The sequence below is a fragment of the Streptococcus sp. HMSC063B03 genome (genome assembly GCF_001836965.1).
In the GTDB taxonomy this organism is placed as follows: domain Bacteria; phylum Bacillota; class Bacilli; order Lactobacillales; family Streptococcaceae; genus Streptococcus; species Streptococcus pneumoniae_F.
The window spans coordinates 209,299-221,523 of record NZ_KV831016.1; the positions used below are offsets into that span (position 1 = coordinate 209,299).

At 34.6% G+C, this 12,225-nt stretch carries 11 protein-coding genes and 8 tRNA genes; 7 read left to right on the forward strand and 12 right to left on the reverse strand.

Features of this window, described 5'->3' with window-relative positions; all coding sequences use genetic code 11:
- Nucleotides 1–16: 16 nt before the first annotated feature.
- From HMPREF2628_RS03145 to HMPREF2628_RS03155, 3 genes are all read right to left on the reverse strand, one after another.
- Entirely contained in the window at nt 17–1,294 is a 1,278-nt protein-coding gene (locus tag HMPREF2628_RS03145; protein ID WP_070842308.1) for a glutamate-cysteine ligase family protein, read from the reverse strand.
- A 432-nt stretch (nt 1,295–1,726) separates the two neighbouring features.
- The gene (locus HMPREF2628_RS03150) at nt 1,727–2,350 is read right to left on the reverse strand and encodes a hypothetical protein (protein ID WP_070842309.1); all 624 of its coding nucleotides are present in this window, start codon (nt 2,348–2,350) and stop codon (nt 1,727–1,729) included.
- A gap of 82 nt (nt 2,351–2,432) precedes the next feature.
- Entirely contained in the window at nt 2,433–4,961 is a 2,529-nt protein-coding gene (locus HMPREF2628_RS03155; protein WP_070842310.1) for an SEC10/PgrA surface exclusion domain-containing protein, read from the reverse strand.
- A 151-nt stretch (nt 4,962–5,112) separates the two neighbouring features.
- Between HMPREF2628_RS03155 and HMPREF2628_RS03160 the strand changes: the two genes are divergently transcribed.
- Nucleotides 5,113–5,442 (forward strand): helix-turn-helix domain-containing protein, encoded by a 330-nt coding sequence (locus HMPREF2628_RS03160; protein WP_070842311.1) that lies wholly within the window; start codon nt 5,113–5,115, stop codon nt 5,440–5,442.
- Nucleotides 5,443–5,541: 99 nt separating this feature from the next.
- Here HMPREF2628_RS03160 and HMPREF2628_RS03165 read toward each other — a convergent pair whose 3' ends face one another.
- Entirely contained in the window at nt 5,542–6,126 is a 585-nt protein-coding gene (locus tag HMPREF2628_RS03165; RefSeq protein WP_070842312.1) for a hypothetical protein, read from the reverse strand.
- Nucleotides 6,127–6,308: 182 nt separating this feature from the next.
- On the opposite strand from HMPREF2628_RS03165, the gene HMPREF2628_RS03170 reads away from it, so the two are divergent.
- The 6 genes from HMPREF2628_RS03170 to HMPREF2628_RS03195 all read left to right on the forward strand — a co-directional run bounded on the left by HMPREF2628_RS03170 (nt 6,309) and on the right by HMPREF2628_RS03195 (nt 11,430).
- Nucleotides 6,309–6,665, forward strand: coding sequence for a hypothetical protein (locus HMPREF2628_RS03170; protein ID WP_070842313.1), 357 nt, complete (start codon nt 6,309–6,311; stop codon nt 6,663–6,665).
- 3 nt (nt 6,666–6,668) lie between these two features.
- Nucleotides 6,669–7,838 (forward strand): ATP-binding protein, encoded by a 1,170-nt coding sequence (locus tag HMPREF2628_RS03175; protein ID WP_070842314.1) that lies wholly within the window; start codon nt 6,669–6,671, stop codon nt 7,836–7,838.
- Nucleotides 7,835–8,452 carry a hypothetical protein gene (locus tag HMPREF2628_RS03180; protein ID WP_070842315.1) on the forward strand — a complete coding sequence of 206 codons (618 nt, stop codon included), beginning with the start codon at nt 7,835–7,837 and terminating at the stop codon, nt 8,450–8,452. Before HMPREF2628_RS03175 ends, HMPREF2628_RS03180 begins: the two co-directional genes overlap by 4 nt.
- Nucleotides 8,453–8,596: 144 nt before the next feature.
- On the forward strand, nt 8,597–9,832 hold the full coding sequence (locus HMPREF2628_RS03185; RefSeq protein WP_070842316.1) for a replication protein RepA: 1,236 nt from the start codon (nt 8,597–8,599) through the stop codon (nt 9,830–9,832).
- Nucleotides 9,833–9,896: 64 nt separating this feature from the next.
- A complete protein-coding gene (locus HMPREF2628_RS03190; RefSeq protein WP_070842317.1) occupies nt 9,897–10,235 on the forward strand; it encodes a DUF771 domain-containing protein in 339 nt (112 codons plus the stop codon).
- 52 nt (nt 10,236–10,287) lie between these two features.
- Nucleotides 10,288–11,430 carry a tyrosine-type recombinase/integrase gene (locus HMPREF2628_RS03195; RefSeq protein WP_070842318.1) on the forward strand — a complete coding sequence of 381 codons (1,143 nt, stop codon included), beginning with the start codon at nt 10,288–10,290 and terminating at the stop codon, nt 11,428–11,430.
- 70 nt (nt 11,431–11,500) lie between these two features.
- On the opposite strand, the gene HMPREF2628_RS03200 is transcribed toward HMPREF2628_RS03195, so the two are convergent.
- From HMPREF2628_RS03200 to HMPREF2628_RS03235, 8 genes are all read right to left on the reverse strand, one after another.
- Nucleotides 11,501–11,584 (reverse strand) — tRNA-Leu (locus HMPREF2628_RS03200).
- Between the two features lie 9 nt (nt 11,585–11,593).
- A tRNA-Gln gene (locus HMPREF2628_RS03205) sits at nt 11,594–11,665 on the reverse strand.
- Nucleotides 11,666–11,678: 13 nt separating this feature from the next.
- Nucleotides 11,679–11,751, reverse strand: a tRNA-His gene (locus HMPREF2628_RS03210).
- A 14-nt stretch (nt 11,752–11,765) separates the two neighbouring features.
- Nucleotides 11,766–11,836 (reverse strand) — tRNA-Trp (locus HMPREF2628_RS03215).
- Between the two features lie 11 nt (nt 11,837–11,847).
- Nucleotides 11,848–11,928, reverse strand: a tRNA-Tyr gene (locus HMPREF2628_RS03220).
- A 13-nt stretch (nt 11,929–11,941) separates the two neighbouring features.
- A tRNA-Phe gene (locus tag HMPREF2628_RS03225) sits at nt 11,942–12,014 on the reverse strand.
- 3 nt (nt 12,015–12,017) lie between these two features.
- A tRNA-Met gene (locus tag HMPREF2628_RS03230) sits at nt 12,018–12,091 on the reverse strand.
- A gap of 10 nt (nt 12,092–12,101) precedes the next feature.
- Nucleotides 12,102–12,191, reverse strand: a tRNA-Ser gene (locus HMPREF2628_RS03235).
- Nucleotides 12,192–12,225 lie beyond the last annotated feature (34 nt).

The following is a 12,225-nucleotide window of genomic DNA, read 5'->3' on the forward strand; positions in this document are numbered from 1 at the left end:
CCCTTTATAAGAGAAATTATAGGCCCAATTCTTCTTTCAAAGGCTGTAAATAGATCGTTTCTTGCTTATTTCTCATCTCCAGTCCTTCCTCAGCTAGCAGGAGTAAGTCTTTGGAAAATTCAATAATCCCAGCTTCTTCCTCATCTGTAAGCTTTTTCTTAGAAAATTGCCGTCTTAAAAACTTATAATTTCGCCCAAATTCTTTAAAGAAAGGTGCTGTTTCTAAATAAGCTTCTAACTTATCTAAATTAACTAACAGTCCCAAGTGAAAAGCTGCTGAAGCGAAGGTTCTATCTAGAGGTTGAGTACACACACTACGAAACTCAACTGTTCCGCGAGTCGTTAAGTCTTGGTACTGATAACTACGATGGGTTTCAAAATCCTTCTCTTGAGGATAAATAATAATCTCATCCCCATTAAGCGCATATGCTTGGATTTCAGGTATAGCCAAATAGTCCCTAGCCTGAATCGGATAAAAATAATAGGTTTGTCCATCACGTTCCGCAGTAAAAATTGCAGAATGATCTAGATAATCAAAAAAATCATCCTCATCTTTAAAGAGACTAGCATTGACACCAACATTCTCTGGATAGATACCATGCATAGATTCTTCCCAGAAAATATCTCTTGAGATTTTTGTATCCCAATCTGCACCTGTAAACTCAGAGTTTGCAAATAAATAAGCCTTCACTGCTTCAATTTGGGTAAAAGCATTAATTACCCGTAAATAGTTAGACTTTGAAACATCTAACTGAACCTGACTCCCACAGATAAAAGCACCATATTCAGGGAATTGATGTAAGTCTGACTCAGTCACATTCCTACTCAAACTCAAATAGTCTATCAACATGCGATACCGCGGGAAAGCCACTGGAAAATTCTCATTTTTATCCCAGTTAGGATGAATGCCACAGCCACCGATAGCATGATTTGATTCAGCTAACTTCTTCTGGATTGCTCCCATATAAATACTAAAACGTTCTTCAACTTCTTGTATCGTTTCAGACTTACCAAATGCAAACTCAATCGTAGTATAGGAAACTTCAAATAAAATAGCATCCTGACTTACTGGCTCCACTAACTGAATAGGAGTCCCAAAATCATCTACCTTTTCGACAGTAAAATTCATAGCAGAAACTAAATATCGGAATAAGCATTTGATAACTTCAACATCTGTAGCATTCCCTTCCAAGTTTACAATAGGATATTCCAGCTCAATCCCGAGAAACAATTCAGGATTTTCTTTAATATTTTTCAAATACCGATGTTTTAATAAATCGATAGAACGAGACATACTTCCCTACACTTTCATAATCTAAATAAAATTTGAATAACTACTATTATAGCAAAAATAATATAAAAAAGGAACGAAGATTTACAACGTTCCTTAACTCTATACTATACCGGCGGCCAACAAATTAGCGTTAAAATAAGTTAAAATAAATAAGTTGAAAGCGATTAAATCAAGATATTATCACACGCTAATTAGTATTGAAATTAAGGAAATTGACCAGTGGTTGACCAAATAAATTTTTAGTTTTTACTGTAATTTCAAAGTTTAAAAATTTAATAATCACAATTTTTTATACAGAGTTCGATACCGTGTTCGGCGCAATTGGTATAGTCCAATATTCATTCACAAAACTAGTTTAAATAGCGCAGTCTTTTCAACTAGTTTTGTGAATCCAAAAAATCTTCCTATTTTTATAATAAGAAGATTTTTTAATTATTCTATAATTGTATAATCTCCGCTATCTAATAAGTCTATTACTTTTTGAACAAATTGTGTTGAGAGTAAATCTACTATATCAGCTCCATGAGTTTGAAAGTTCTCATCTATTTCTTTTATTTCTAATTGAGTATTTTTTTCCACCCTTTCTTCTGTAATTGGGGTATGAAAACTATATTCACCAATTTCATAATACAAGAAATAAAGATATTTTTTCTCACCTAAGCTATAATCAAAAAATTCAACTTCTTTATTTCTATCGTAGTCATAGTAACTATTTTCCCAAATAATATCATTTATTTTTTCATTATATAATTTTGCATAATTTTTTTGATAACTATAGACTCGTTGGCTTTTCTCACCTACATACTGTTTATGAATTAATTTTGGGCTGAAGTTTAATAATAAATCTTCTTTCATACTATAGTATTTTTCTTTCTGTTCTTTTGCATTTTCAATATTATTTTCTTTGTATTTGTAGAATCCAGCTTGCTTATAATCTTCCATCTTATCTCGATAGTTTTTTGCTCTTTTATTAACAGAATATATACACTCCGCAATAATTTTATTTGTTATTTCTTTCTTCTTAATTAAATCACTATATTTTTTAGGAGTTCTCATTTTTCAACCCTCACATTATTTCTTTCTTCTAATATATTTTAACAAAAATCTTCCTATATAAATAAGAAGATTTTTTATTATTCTAATTTTTTCTACGTACTGTTACAAGTCCAAATGTTCCAAGAATTGCACCGATTACCAACATCGCAACACTTGAATTTTCTCCTGTATTTGGTAAAATTTTGGCTTTTTCTACTCGTGAGTAACTCATTTTTTCGTTTTCTACTGGTTTAACAGCAAGCGCTGAATATGTTTCACGTTTTTCTTTTACAACAACTTTTCCTTGTTCATCTAAAGTAACTTCTTCACCAGTTTCAAGAGCTTTTTGTAATTCAGTAATGTTTACTTCAGGAAGTGCTTCAGCAGTTGGAGCTACTTTAGGGACAGCAACCACTGTACCATCAGGAAGTGTTGCAACAACATTTTCTTGAGCTTTCTCTGCAAGGTCAACGAGTTTATCATATTCTGTTTGCAAGTCAACCAACTTAGCGTGTTCTGTACGGTATGCAGACAACAAGTTTTCAAGAGTAGACTGTGCAGTAGTGAGTTCAGCTTTTGCTTGAGCTAATTTAGCTTCAGCTTTAGCTTGTTCATCTTTTGCTGTAGCGAGTTTAGCAGGTGCGTCCAAATATGCTTGTAATTGTTCAGCCAATTGTTTGGCTTCTTTTACAAGGTCATCTTTTTCAGCAAGAAGTTTGTCACTTTGTTCTTTCAAACTGTTGACTTTAGCTTCTTGAGCACGTAGTTTAGCTGAAGCTTCTGCAAGAGATTGTGACGCAGATTTTTGAACAGCTTTAGCTTCTTTAAGAGCGTCTTGAGCTTTTTCAAGAGCAATTTTCTTGTCAGCTAGACTTGCTGAGAAGTTAGCAACTGCTTCGCTTGCTGTTGCTTCACGTTTCTTAGCATTTTCAAGAGCAATGTTTGCTAAACGTAGGTTGTTTTCAGCAACTTGGGCTTGAAGTGGCGTAGCCATTGCGTCAGCAAGAACTTTCTCAGCTTCAGTCTTCAAGCTGAGTGCGCTTGCGTAATCATTTGAAGCTGTTGTTAAAGCTTTCTTAGCATTTTCTGATGCAGTAGTAGCTTGAGCAAGGTTTGATTCAGCTGTTTTGACAGCTTTTTCAAGAGATGTTGTGTCGTTTGTTTCATCTTTGATAACGTTTCCGCCAGCTAAGTCAAGAGTTGAGATGATATGTAAACGTCCGTCTACGTTAGCTGTTGCGATTCCGACAGTGTTATTAACAAAGTTGTTACGTGAGTGTCCCCATTTAGATGGTGCATCAGCAAATGTTTGTCCCATGATTGCGTCATATACTCTTTGTTTGAGTTCGTACATGGTCATAGATTTTGTTTCATTACTAAGTGAAATGTTTTCACCATGGTAAGCACCATTGATGTGACCAGCTTTGTCTGCTGAGATTCCACGAGCTACATATTTCTTAGCTTGTTCACGAGCAATACGAAGGTCAGAGTCTGTAACAGTAACTTCGTTCAATCCAAATTGTTTATGAATTGCAGTCAACACTTTTGTAGCGTATAAGCTGACTTCTTTTTGTTGTTCTTCAGTCAAGTTATCGAGTTCAACAATTTTGTTTTTATCAGCTTCACTGATTTTTGTTGAAGAGTTCTTAATAACAGTAGCACCAGAGTCAGTCATGAAGTCTGAGTCGCCTTCGGCTTTATCTTTCTTGAATTGAGTCAAGTCTGCAATTGTGACTGTATCAACACCAGTATTTGCCAATTTGTCTTGAGCAGATTTCAATTCAGCTTGAGCTGATTGCAATTTGTTTTCAACATTAGTAGCATGTTCTGTATCTGAAGCTAATTTATCTTTAGCCAATTTGACAGCGTCATTTTTAGTATGTACGTCTATTTCAGCTGATTTGATAGCTTGGGCGCGGTTCGCATCTGCTTTAGATGCGTTTTTTGTTGCAGTTTTTGCGTCTTCAACTGATTTAGTTGCTTCTTTGACGTCATTTTGAGCTTGTGTCAAATCTTTTTGAGCAGAAGCAAGTCTAGTACCGTCAAGGGCTGATTGTGCGTTTGTAACGGCTTGTTCAGCAGTTTGGACATCTTTAGTAGCTTGGTCAAGGTTTGCTTGAGCATTTGCTACTTCTGATTGTTCTTCTGCAAGAGCTTTACTTTCAGCTTTGATTTGTTCATTTGTAGCTTCAGTTTCTTTTTGGTTAGAAGTTTGAGCTTCAACATTCTTAGCTTGAGCGTCTTTGACTTGAGCAACTTTCTCAGGTGTTGCTTGAGATGCAGTCGCTTCAGCGTCTTTGACAGCTTGAGTAGTTGTAGCAACTTCTTGTTCAGTTGAAGCAACGGTAGCTTTTTTAGTTTCAACATCAGTTTTAGCTGTATCAACTTTAGTTTCAGCGTCCTTGACAACAGCTTTTTGAGCGTCAAGAGCAGGTTTCACGCTAGATGGCGCAGGAACTTCACTCTTCTCAAGTGGTTTCACTTGTGACTTAGTAACAAGAGCAGGTTCATTGACAGCAGTGTTAGAAACAACTGGAGTCGCTTGAGCTTCTTGAGCAAATGCAGTTCCACCAACAGATGCAAGCGCAATCGCTGTTGAGGTTGTGAGGGTTTTAATAGTTTTTTTTGACATAAAATCTCCAAAAATTCCCATTAACAACTATAAATAGTTGTTTTTTTATTTATTATAGCACATTCAACCAACCTTGTAAAGTCACAAGCAATCTTTTAAGAACTAAAATATGTAAAAAAAATACTGTAGTATTTAGTTTAAGAGGTATTGCATGAAACAATCATTAAGAAAGTATGTAGGAAAACGAATTCGCCTTTTAAGGTTGAAAAAAGGGCTTACACAAGAACAAATTGAAGAACGAGCTGACCTTGGAACAAATTATGTATATAAACTTGAACACTTAGAAACAAACATAACAATTAATACACTTGAAAAAGTTATGAATGCTCTTGAATGCGATATCTCATCTTTTTTTGATATTACAAAAAAAGATGAGAATCCTGAAATTGTTGAATTAATTACGAATATAAAAAATTTACCTGATAGTAAACAAAAAGAAATACTCTCCGCATTCCATATGATTCTGAATCAAATTAAATAATATTTTAATTATTATCAAAATGCTATAATTGATAACATAGCAACTCTATTAAATAACATAAACAACCGCTAAAAATTATAGCGGTTGTTTTTTATTCATTTATTTTCTTTCCTTATAATACGCAGATTTATTGTGAGATGAATAACGCTCCTTCGCTCTGTAATATTCAAAACTAGATTCTCTATCATCATTAACATCAACGATTGTTAAAATATCACTATCATTTTGCCATTGTTCGATATCAATAGGAGTAAAAAATTTTTCAAATAAAGCTGTTATCATAACATCTCGAATCTCTTCTTTTGAGATAGACCCAGCCCATGACCTAAAAACAGCTCTTTCATGCATATCCTTTAGCTCATCTTCTGTTGGCTCTTCAAAATAATTTTCACTGTCTATGTTGCTTTTATAATCTTTGAACTTATCAAAATCAAATCCGCTCTTCTTAACTAAATATGGTTCACACCGTTTCTCTAATCTATCAAGAATCTCATAAGTGAATACTTTAGTTCTGCTTCTTTCAAAAGTTTTATATTTAGCCTTATCCCACTCGTTCATAGCTTCCAGTTCTCTTTGAAATTTCGTACGTAAATTTTTTTTAAGATTTTCTGTTTCCTCAATTTGATACTTTTGTATCATGTCATCCATAAAATCAGATAATCGTTTTATTTTTATTTTAAGCATTTTCTTGTCCTCCATAAAATAAAATGTGTATCGTATGCTTTAATTGTACATCGTAAATACTAGTTTGTCAAATTTAAAATTCACATTTTATAGATTTTAGAAAAAATTATTGTTAGAATAGACTCATGAAGTTAATGCTCGTGTAGCAAAACTTTAAAAAATTTTTTCATTGGAGGTCAATCATGACATTTTTTAAAAAAACGAACGGCTACAGCGCTAGCCTAGCAGAAGAAGCTCTTTCAGATGAAGTTATTAAGTTGGTAGGTAAACAACTTGAGACTCAATATGAATTCGAAAAAACTGGTGAAATCGTTAAGGGTAAAGAAAAAATGAAACGTACTGATAAAATTTTAGGTTATCAAGTTTACGTTGCAACTGACAATCACAATCCTTTTAAAGTCAAATTTTTACCAGAAAATAAGCCAAATTTATCAAAATTCGAAATCGGCGATATAGTTGAGTTTGAAGATTTAGAAGCGTTTGAGAATCAATATGGACAGCTTTATTTCAGAGCTAAAGGTATTAGGAAAGGAAAGTAACATATGGCTTTTTCAATGAATAAAGGCCAAACTCAAGCTACATCAGCAACTTCTGCTGGTGTGGCTGAATTTGGTAAAAATAAATTCGAATTAGAACAATTCATTCTAAGAAATTTGAATAATGCTCTAGATATTAATAATGAATCATCTTATTTGGGTTCGTTCAATATTAAGGTCGCAAGTAATGACACGGGATTCTTTTACATTGCAAATCTCCCAGTCTCGTATTCACTCGATTCGCAACTTTATTTTAAAATTTCAGCTATTTGCGCCGGCATACTCTATCCATTCAAGACTCTCTTACCACAGAATAATGCATTTTTTGTTCCTTATGATACTAGCAATCCAAATTTAGCTCGAGCTTTCTTTTTTCCATGGTTGGACGGGATTCCAAGTCGTCTAAAAATTGATAATCTTGCATCTTTTATCAAACAGAACGTATCAGAAAATGCTCTCCCAATTATGGCGAATAACATTTGTAACATCTCTATGAAATCGGTTACACATTTGGCAGTGAGTGGCCCATCTGGTACAGGAAAGACTCATTTCTTACGTTATTTGATTAGTTGTCTAAAATCTTTCACAAATCAAATTATTTGCGTTGACCCCAAGTTATCCGATATTTATTTACTAAGCAAAGAATTAGGCTTGGAAGTATTAGCTCCAAAGCACGGTTCAAATTTAAACAGTTTTATTACAGATGTCAATGAATTATTGGGTCGGGTTATTGAAAAGATTTACCAACGTCAAGAGATATTACTGAAAGAGCCTAATAAGCGTTTTGAAAGAATTTATATTGTAATAGACGAGCTATTAGCACTCGTTCAGGGAAGTTCAAAGCAGTCTCGTGAAGCATTTGGGCAATTGCTCGGGACGATCGCTCTACTAGGTCGTCAGACCTCAATTTCACTCATTTTATGCAGTCAACGTTTTGATGCGACCGCATTTGCAGGTAATACAGCTGTGCGTGAACAAATCAACTGTATATTTATTTTAGGTGAAATAAATGCGAATACCTGTCAGTTTTTGCTACCAAATGCCAATGTTGACAATATTGTAGTTCCAACAGGGATTGGTACAGGTATAGTCAAGTTTACAGACAATGAACACAGAACTCACATCATGCCCTTGCTTACCCCCTCTTATAACATCAGGAAGGAAGAAATCACATGAAAAAATACTTTAACAAATATAATGTAATTAATTCTACAATTTTTATTTCATTAATATTCTTTATTTTTGAACGTTTAGCTACGTTTTTAATTATTCAAATTCACTTAGAATCGTTCTATTACTTTGTAGTGTTTATTTGGATATTGCGTTTAATTATATTGAGTGCGTTTTCTATTTTATTTTTCGCAATTTTTTTAGAATTTTTATTTCGTCGTGCTGAATCGGATTATTTTAGAAACAGCATCAAATCCTATCTAGCTACTAGGAAAATTCGTCGTTATTGTACTCACATCAATGTAGAGCCGACGCTGGAAGAATCGTCTCGTTATATGAATACAAAACAAGTTATTGTCAAGAAAGTCAATCGTTCATTAAAAGCATTGACCGTCACTTTTTATAAAGATTGTGCTGTATTGAATGGAAGATTGCCCTCAAATACTGAGAGTGCTGATGTTATTGAAAAATTATTTCCAAAAATAAAAAAGGAATTAAATTATTTAGATAAAAATTATCAATTCAACGATATTATTAGAGACCCTGAAGGTAAAAATTTTTCATCTGTTGCTAAATGTAATATTGGTGAAGTCTATCCTATTAAAAATAATGATGGTTAATAGTGCGGTGTACTGCTGCTGAAGGCAGGCAGGTACACCAGCACATATATGCGGTTCGTTATATGTCTAGGGTGTTGTGTAAAGCTAGTATTACCTTTACACAACATCAAAGACAAGACAAAAAGAAAGTAAGGAATTTATAACATGTCAAAAGAACTTAGTTCTCAATACAAAGCCAGCTCTTTCTGCTGTACTTTAAATAATATTGATAAACTTTTTAATATCACTGATACAACTTTTGATGACGCAAGATATTCAGATGAAACTCGTAAACAAGTCGATGAATTTCGTAACAATCTTGACCCAAATAAAAATTATAGTCCCGAAGAAATGGTTGAACATCTAATTTATCTCTGGGTTGATGGTAAAGAAGAAACTCGCTCAGCAGCTGCTAATTATGAGATAGGAGATAATGGCAATCATCATTCTCATCTTATTTTAGAAGCAAAGAATCAGACACGCTTTTCAGCTATCAAAAAGCTCTATCCCACTATTCATGTTGAGCTGACTCGTGGAACTCGTGAACAGGTCATAGCATATCTCAACAAGACAGGGAAGCATGAAGAAAAAGCTCATACAACTGTTGTTCCGATGATGAATCATGGTATCATTGAAGCAAATCAACAAGGAAAAAGAAAAGATTTAGAAGTAATTCAAGAGTTACTTGAAGCAGGTCTATCCCCTGAAGAGATTATGCGTCAAAATTTATCTTATCGCAAGTTTTCAAAAATGATTAAAGAACATTATTATCAAATGCAAGTCGCTAACGCTCCTCTGGTCAAGAACATCAGTGTATATTGGCATTTGGGAGGTTCAGGAACAGGTAAAAGTTATATGCAAGTTCGTTTAAAAGAAGAATTTGGCATTGAAAATGTTTATGTTTTATCAGATTATGGTACAGGGGGGCTTGATAATCATACAGGGGAATCTATTTTATTTATGGATGAATTTAAAGGGGATATTGATTATCAAACATTTTTAAAATTGCTAGATGTATATCCAAACCAAGTTCATGCACGTTACAGCAATGTATATGCTTTATGGGATACAGTTCATATATCTAGCATCTTCACCCCATACCAAATTTATAAAATGTTAGTTGCACCCGACAAACAGAAGTACGACCCTATCACTCAACTAAATCGTCGTATTCATTACATTGTTTATCATGTCAAAATTGATGATAATCAATACAAGGAATTAACGTTTGAAATGAGACAATATCTTGAGCTAATTGAACAAAAACAATCTATTGAAGAAATTGCAGAAGAACTCATTAGCAAAGGAATAGATACTGCTACTGAGGATATTTTATCAGATATAAAAAAAGTTATCGCTGACTCTCCTAGTGACCAAACCAAGAAAAACAGCGACAACTAAAATTAATGGAAACAGTAAATACTATTTCTATACCTTATTTTATCACAGAAAGAGAAAAAATTATATGACGGATAAGATTTTAATCAAAATAGACAATTTAGAAGTACAGATACCTGCTTCTCACATCATCGTTGAGAAAGATGAATATCTTAAATTAAAAAACAAGGCTTCACAGGGGCAATATATGAGCTTATCTGAGGTTTTGGAGATGGTTTCAGTATCTCGACCTTGGCTTTTGGAAAATGTTCTATATCGGTCGGATATTCGCTCAAAAATCGATATCGAAAAGAATAAAGATGGTTTTGTAAAGTATCCAGAGAATCAGGGTGGACGGTACTACTTCTTAGCCAGCAAAACAAAACAATTTTTTGAAGAAAACTTTGCAGAAATCTTTAATTTATGATACGATAATCAAGATAATATCTTGGTTATCGTCTTTTTAGAAAGAGGTAATCATGTCAGTGTCATACAGAAAAAGAGGTAAAAAGAATTTATGGGACTATAGAATATTTGATAAAAATAAAAAGGTAGTTGCTTCAAACTCAGGATTCAAGACAAAAAGAGAAGCTGAAATTGAAGCGCTAGCCCTTGAGTTAAAACTGATTAATGGTGCGATAATTGATAAAAATATTACATTCTATGCCCTCTGGGAAAAATGGCTAGAATTAACAGTCAAACCACTCGGAAAAGCAGAGTCGACATTTAATAAACATTTATTGCGTGGTAAGTTTATAAAAGAATATTTCAAAGACAAACCAGCTTTAAAAATTAAAGCAAGCGAATATCAGGCTTTTATAAATAAGTATGCTGAAACAAATTGTCGTGACAATGTTAGTAGATTGAATGCGGAAATTAGAAATGTGATTGTATTTGCGAAAAGAGATAAGCTTAATATCGAAGATTTTACTGAAGGGGTTATACTTTCAGGACGACCTCCAAAGAAGCGAAGAGATGAAAAATATATTCATAGCTTTGATGACTATCAAAAACTAGTGACATATCTAGAAAACAATCTTGATTTAACAACTTCAATTGTTCCATATCTTTTATTGATTCAACTGAAAACAGGAATGCGTGCAGGGGAGGTTGCAGGTCTCACATGGGATTGTGTGTTGTGGCAAAGTTCAGAAATAAAAACATATCGCAGATATGATACCGCTAGAAAATGCTGGGCAAATCCCAAAACAGAAGAATCAATTCGTACAATTCCTATTGATAATGATACTTTAACTATTCTCAAAAAACTAAAACAAGAACAAAGTGTATTCATTGAAAACGGTACAATTACAAATAACGAAAATATAGTTTTAGTAGATTTGAATTATAAGATTGTAACAAATGCAGGAATCAATAAGCATCTAAAGCAAATTTTAAAAGATTTGAAAATTTATCCGCAGACTATGACAAGTACAGGCCTGAGACACACGTATTGTTCAACAATGTTAGCAATGGGCGTTGATATTTGGGCAGTTTCTAAGTTAATGGGACATCGAGATATTAAACAAATCACTGAAACTTACGGCCATCTAATAAAGGAAAAAGCTGATATTGAAAATAACAAAGTTCGTGCTGTTTTGACGAGTTTAGTTAAAAAATAGAATTATTGACCAAAAGTTGACCAAATCAAAAAGGAACGCTGATTTATCAACGTTCCTTAACTCTATACTATACCGGCGGCCGGGGTCGAACCGGCACGTCCTTGCGGACACTGGATTTTGAGTCCAGCGCGTCTGCCAATTCCGCCACGCCGGCAAATAGTAACTGGGGTAGCTGGATTCGAACCAACGCATGAGGGAGTCAAAGTCCCTTGCCTTACCGCTTGGCTATACCCCAATAATATAAAATAGGCGAGTGATGGGGATCGAACCCACGCATGCCAGAGCCACAATCTGGTGTGTTAACCACTTCACCACACCCGCCATAATTTTATTAACACGGGCAGTAGGAATTGAACCCACACTGAAGGTTTTGGAGACCTTAGTTCTACCTTTAAACTATGCCCGTAACTAAAATAATGGAAGGGGAGGGATTCGAACCCCCGAACCCGAAGGAGCGGATTTACAGTCCGCCGCGTTTAGCCTCTTCGCTACCCTTCCGAAAAATATATAATGGCGCGAGACGGAATCGAACCGCCGACACATGGAGCTTCAATCCATTGCTCTACCAACTGAGCTACCGAGCCTTATTGCGGGAGCAGGATTTGAACCTACGACCTTCGGGTTATGAGCCCGACGAGCTACCGAGCTGCTCCATCCCGCGTTATTACAAAAGGAGGATGTGGGATTCGAACCCACGCACGCTTTTACACGCCTGACGGTTTTCAAGACCGTTCCCTTCAGCCGGACTTGGGTAATCCTCCAAAATAGTCCGTACGGGATTCGAACCCGTGTTAC

What these genes read in the sequence shown, in the direction of transcription:
- HMPREF2628_RS03145 (WP_070842308.1), bottom strand. Translation starts at nt 1,294, where the DNA reads ATGTCTCGTTCTATCGATTTATTAAAACATCGGTATTTGAAAAATATT.
- HMPREF2628_RS03150 (WP_070842309.1), bottom strand. Translation starts at nt 2,350, where the DNA reads ATGAGAACTCCTAAAAAATATAGTGATTTAATTAAGAAGAAAGAAATA.
- HMPREF2628_RS03155 (WP_070842310.1), bottom strand. Translation starts at nt 4,961, where the DNA reads ATGTCAAAAAAAACTATTAAAACCCTCACAACCTCAACAGCGATTGCG.
- HMPREF2628_RS03160 (WP_070842311.1), top strand. Translation starts at nt 5,113, where the DNA reads ATGAAACAATCATTAAGAAAGTATGTAGGAAAACGAATTCGCCTTTTA.
- HMPREF2628_RS03165 (WP_070842312.1), bottom strand. Translation starts at nt 6,126, where the DNA reads ATGCTTAAAATAAAAATAAAACGATTATCTGATTTTATGGATGACATG.
- HMPREF2628_RS03170 (WP_070842313.1), top strand. Translation starts at nt 6,309, where the DNA reads ATGACATTTTTTAAAAAAACGAACGGCTACAGCGCTAGCCTAGCAGAA.
- HMPREF2628_RS03175 (WP_070842314.1), top strand. Translation starts at nt 6,669, where the DNA reads ATGGCTTTTTCAATGAATAAAGGCCAAACTCAAGCTACATCAGCAACT.
- HMPREF2628_RS03180 (WP_070842315.1), top strand. Translation starts at nt 7,835, where the DNA reads ATGAAAAAATACTTTAACAAATATAATGTAATTAATTCTACAATTTTT.
- HMPREF2628_RS03185 (WP_070842316.1), top strand. Translation starts at nt 8,597, where the DNA reads ATGTCAAAAGAACTTAGTTCTCAATACAAAGCCAGCTCTTTCTGCTGT.
- HMPREF2628_RS03190 (WP_070842317.1), top strand. Translation starts at nt 9,897, where the DNA reads ATGACGGATAAGATTTTAATCAAAATAGACAATTTAGAAGTACAGATA.
- HMPREF2628_RS03195 (WP_070842318.1), top strand. Translation starts at nt 10,288, where the DNA reads ATGTCAGTGTCATACAGAAAAAGAGGTAAAAAGAATTTATGGGACTAT.